The following is a 2,999-nucleotide window of genomic DNA, read 5'->3' on the forward strand; positions in this document are numbered from 1 at the left end:
TTTCTAGATCAAAGCCTCGACCGATTAGTATCATTCAGCTCCACACGTCGCCGTGCTTCCACCCATGACCTATCTACCTCATCGTCTCTGAGGGGTCTTTCTTGATTGCTCAAAGGGAAATCTCATCTCGGAGGGGGCTTCATGCTTAGATGCTTTCAGCACTTATCCCGTCCGCACGTAGCTACCCAGCGATGCTCCTGGCGGAACAACTGGTACACCAGCGGTGCGTCCATCCCGGTCCTCTCGTACTAAGGACAGCTCTCCTCAAATTTCCTGCGCCCACGACGGATAGGGACCGAACTGTCTCACGACGTTCTGAACCCAGCTCGCGTACCGCTTTAATGGGCGAACAGCCCAACCCTTGGGACCTACTCCAGCCCCAGGATGCGATGAGCCGACATCGAGGTGCCAAACCTCCCCGTCGATGTGGACTCTTGGGGGAGATCAGCCTGTTATCCCCAGGGTAGCTTTTATCCGTTGAGCGATGGCCCTTCCATGCGGAACCACCGGATCACTAAGCCCGACTTTCGTCCCTGCTCGACTTGTAGGTCTCGCAGTCAAGCTCCCTTCTGCCTTTGCACTCTACGAATGATTTCCAACCATTCTGAGGGAACCTTTGGGCGCCTCCGTTACTGTTTAGGAGGCGACCGCCCCAGTCAAACTACCCGCCTGACACGGTCCTCCAGCCGGATCACGGCTGCGAGTTAGAGACTCTATACGCAAAGGGTGGTATCCCAAGGATGTCTCCACCGAAGCTGGCGCTCCGGCTTCACAAACTCCCACCTATCCTGTACATCGCGTACAAAGCCTCAATATCAGGCTGTAGTAAAGCTCCATGGGGTCTTTCCGTCCTGTCGCGGGTAACCTGCATCTTCACAGGTACTATGATTTCACCGGGTCTCTCGTTGAGACAGTGCCCAAATCGTTACGCCTTTCGTGCGGGTCGGAACTTACCCGACAAGGAATTTCGCTACCTTAGGACCGTTATAGTTACGGCCGCCGTTTACTGGGGCTTCGGTTCAGTGCTTCTCTTGCGATGACACATCCCCTTAACCTTCCAGCACCGGGCAGGCGTCAGCCCCTATACTTCATCTTGCGATTTAGCAGAGACCTGTGTTTTTGCTAAACAGTCGTTTGGGCCTATTCACTGCGGCTTATGTTGCCATAAGCGTCCCTTCTCCCGAAGTTACGGGACCATTTTGCCGAGTTCCTTAACGAGAGTTATCCCGCGCGTCTTAGAATTCTCATCTCGCCTACCTGTGTCGGTTTACGGTACTGGCGCCGACCTCCTTACTAGAGGCTTTTCTTGGCAGCGTGAAATCCGGTACTTCGCCCTACGGGCTCCACATCACAGCTCAACCTTGTATGCCGGGCGGATTTGCCAACCCGACGGCCTCGCTGCTTGTCCGTGCACTTCCAGTCGCACGGTTACCTTATCCTTCTGCGTCCCCCCATCGTTCAAACGGTGGTACGGCGGTACAGGAATATCAACCTGTTGTCCATCGCCTACGCCTTTCGGCCTCGGCTTAGGTCCAGACTAACCCTGAGCGGACGAGCCTTCCTCAGGAAACCTTGGGCTTTCGACGGAGGGGATTCTCACCCCTCTTTTCGCTACTCACACCGGCATTCTCACTTCCAAGCGCTCCACGGCTCCTCACGATACCGCTTCACTGCTGCTTGGAACGCTCCCCTACCATTCCTTACGGAATCCATAGCTTCGGTGGTATGTTTAGCCCCGTTAAATTTTCGGCGCGGCGTCACTCGACTAGTGAGCTATTACGCACTCTTTGAATGGTGGCTGCTTCTAAGCCAACATCCTAGTTGTCTGTGCAACGCCACATCCTTTTCCACTTAACATACACTTTGGGACCTTAGCTGATGGTCTGGGCTGTTTCCCTTTCGACTACGGATCTTATCACTCGCAGTCTGACTCCCGAGTACAAGTTGCCGGCATTCGGAGTTTGACTGAATTCGGTAACCCTGTGGGGGCCCCTAGTCCAATCAGTGCTCTACCTCCGGAACTCTTCACCTCGAGGCTAGCCCTAAAGCTATTTCGGGGAGAACCAGCTATCTCCAGGTTCGATTGGCATTTCACCGCTACCCACACCTCATCCCCGCACTTTTCAACGTGCGTGGGTTCGGACCTCCAGTCAGTGTTACCTGACCTTCATCCTGGACATGGGTAGATCACCTGGTTTCGGGTCTACGACGACGGACTGATGCGCCCTATTCAGACTCGCTTTCGCTGCGGCTCCGCCTCATCAGCTTAACCTTGCCCGCCATCGTAACTCGCCGGTTCATTCTACAAAAGGCACGCCATCACCCGTTAACGGGCTCTGACTACTTGTAGGCATACGGTTTCAGGATCTATTTCACTCCCCTTCCGGGGTGCTTTTCACCTTTCCCTCACGGTACTGGTTCACTATCGGTCACTAGGAAGTATTTAGCCTTGGGAGATGGTCCTCCCGGATTCCGACGGGGTTTCACGTGTCCCGCCGTACTCAGGATCCACTCTGGAGGGGATAAGATTTCGGCTACAGGGCCGTCACCTTCTCTGGCCGACCTTTCCAGGTCGTTCACCTATCCTATCCCTTTGTAACTCCGTATAGAGTGTCCTACAACCCCAGGAAGCATGCTTCCTGGTTTGGGCTGTTCCCGTTTCGCTCGCCGCTACTCAGGGAATCGAATTTTCTTTCTCTTCCTCCGGGTACTTAGATGTTTCAGTTCCCCGGGTTTGCCTCACACCGTGCTATGTATTCACACGGGTGTCCCGCCAGTCTCCCGGCGGTGGGTTCCCCCATTCGGATACCTCTGGATCAAAGTGCACTTACCACTCCCCAGAGCATTTCGCTGTTCGTCGCGTCCTTCATCGGCTCCTAGTGCCAAGGCATCCACCGTACGCCCTTTCTACCTTGATCTAGCGTTTCTAAGACACACGGTCCGAACGGACCATGCATATTTTTCTTGGTTTGATGTCTTGATGAATCTTCAGTTTTCAA

At 54.3% G+C, this 2,999-nt stretch carries 1 rRNA gene; it reads right to left on the reverse strand.

The window, feature by feature from the left end:
- Positions 1–4: 4 nt before the first annotated feature.
- Positions 5–2,918 (reverse strand): 23S ribosomal RNA (locus tag EVJ24_RS15035).
- Between the last annotated feature and the right edge of the window lie 81 nt (positions 2,919–2,999).

Source organism: Exiguobacterium sp. SH1S21 (assembly GCF_004337175.1).
Taxonomy (GTDB): Bacteria; Bacillota; Bacilli; order Exiguobacteriales; family Exiguobacteriaceae; genus Exiguobacterium; species Exiguobacterium aurantiacum_A.